The organism is Alteromonas sp. BZK5, assembly GCF_014349115.1.
GTDB classification, from domain to species: Bacteria; Pseudomonadota; Gammaproteobacteria; order Enterobacterales; family Alteromonadaceae; genus Alteromonas; species Alteromonas macleodii.
Genome location: NZ_JACSOE010000235.1, coordinates 1 through 1,765 on the forward strand (window position 1 = coordinate 1; position 1,765 = coordinate 1,765).

General features: G+C 40.3%; 2 protein-coding genes. One reads left to right on the forward strand and one right to left on the reverse strand.

Features of this window, described 5'->3' with window-relative positions:
* Positions 1-95: 95 nt before the first annotated feature.
* Positions 96-1,010, reverse strand: a complete 915-nt coding sequence (locus BIZ39_RS21585) for a hypothetical protein (protein WP_187448081.1) — start codon at positions 1,008-1,010, stop codon at positions 96-98.
* 8 nt (positions 1,011-1,018) lie between these two features.
* On the opposite strand from BIZ39_RS21585, the gene BIZ39_RS21590 reads away from it, so the two are divergent.
* Positions 1,019-1,765 (forward strand): IS5 family transposase (locus tag BIZ39_RS21590; protein ID WP_187448082.1); only part of this gene is annotated, 747 nt, incomplete at its 3' end.

Consider the following 1,765-nt stretch of genomic DNA (forward strand, 5'->3'; position numbering starts at 1 on the left):
TTCTGTGTTGGTTTTTTTTGGCGAAAGATCTGATCACCAAATGCCATGAATGTTCCCTAACTCTTTGACTTTATTTTACTATTCGTGGGGATAGCTCAGTCCTCATGGGCTTTATTTATAAACGTTTTAAGCGCTTCCTCAACTACTTTGACAGTGGAGTTAGAAAAAGCTTTTAAAATCTTTTCAATTGAAACTTCCAATTTTTCTGCATTTTGAAGGTCCTCTTCATCTTTTAATGTGGATTTTAGATTCTTATCATTTAAAAATTTAGAGTACTTCGCATTTTCTTCTTTTGCATTTTTATTAAACTTAATTATTTTACTATTAAGTCCCTCTAATGATTCGATTAATAGTGCTCTCAACTTATAATTAGACAATGGGCCTACTTCTGCATATAACTTTAGTGTTTGACCTTGAATTGCAATCCAGCAAATTAAAGGGTAACCAGCCCACCACTTCTCGCACCCAGCCCAACAGTAAAATTCTGCCTTTTCGAGTTCATTCAACCAACTCTCAGGCAAAAATGAAAAATTTGTTGGTGTGTCATTAAAATATCTAAATTTAATGCCTTCTTTAATAAATATCTCGCCTTCTGATTTCAAAGATTGTGAAACAAACTGAAACTCGGTTGATTTGCCATTTTCATAAATAAAATCGATTGCCGCTTTATGCTCACGATACATTTTTATTGCCAAATTTTTCATATTAATACTTTCTTCATTCATCCCTGTTATCCTTCCTAAGGTGTCTTTGTAGTGTTCTATAAATGTATAAACTTTGGAGGAGATTACATCTGCATGATGCTCTAGTAATAAACCAATTAACTCAAAGCAAGCGGCATAATTTAAAGTTGAATAGCTTTGTTCCTCTGGCTCTTCTTCATTTAAGGTTAGAAATATACCGATTACGTCATATTCATCGAAACGCTCTTCAACATCTTCCCTATATTTAGGGAAGATGCGAATAAGTCCCCGATGTGAGATCATAGCTGCATAGTAAATCACAGCCATTACCGCCCATGAGCCAACAGTTAACTTTTGCCGATAGTGAGTTTTCCAGCAAGCGCCGCCAGACTCGTAAAGAGATATTCTTATCCAGAATGGATAAACTGCTGCCGTGGCCTCAACTGCTGGAAGTGATTGAACCCTTTTATCCTAAAGCTGGCAATGGTAGACGTCCGTACGCGCTTGAGACCATGTTTCGCATTCATTGTATGCAGCAATGGTATAGCCTCGGTGATGAAGCCATGGAAGATGCGTTATATGAAATTGCCTCGATGCGTCAGTTTGTGCAACTGTCATTGGATAAAGCCATTCCAGACCGCACTACCATTATGAACTTTCGGCACTTGCTGGAAAAGCACAAGCTGACTCGCAAATTATTCAAAACGGTCAACCAATGGCTGTCTGACTGCGGTGTGATGATGACGCAGGGTACACTGGTGGATGCGACGATTATTGAAGCACCCAGCTCCACTAAAAACAAAAAGAATGAACGAGACCCTGATATGCATCAGACCAAGAAAGGCAATGAATGGCACTTCGGTATGAAAGCCCATATTGGTGTGGATGCCAAGAGTGGCCTCACCCATACGCTGGTGACCACCGCCGCAAACGAGCATGACCTGAACCAGTTGAAGAACCTGTTGCATGGCGAAGAAGAATTCGTTTCCGGCGATGCCGGTTATCAGGGCGCTTCGATGCGGGAAGAGTTGCAAGATACGAATGTGGAATGGCTGATTGCTGAACGCCCCGGAAAAGTCCGG

What these genes read in the sequence shown, in the direction of transcription:
- BIZ39_RS21585 (WP_187448081.1), bottom strand. Translation starts at nt 1,010, where the DNA reads ATGGCTGTGATTTACTATGCAGCTATGATCTCACATCGGGGACTTATT.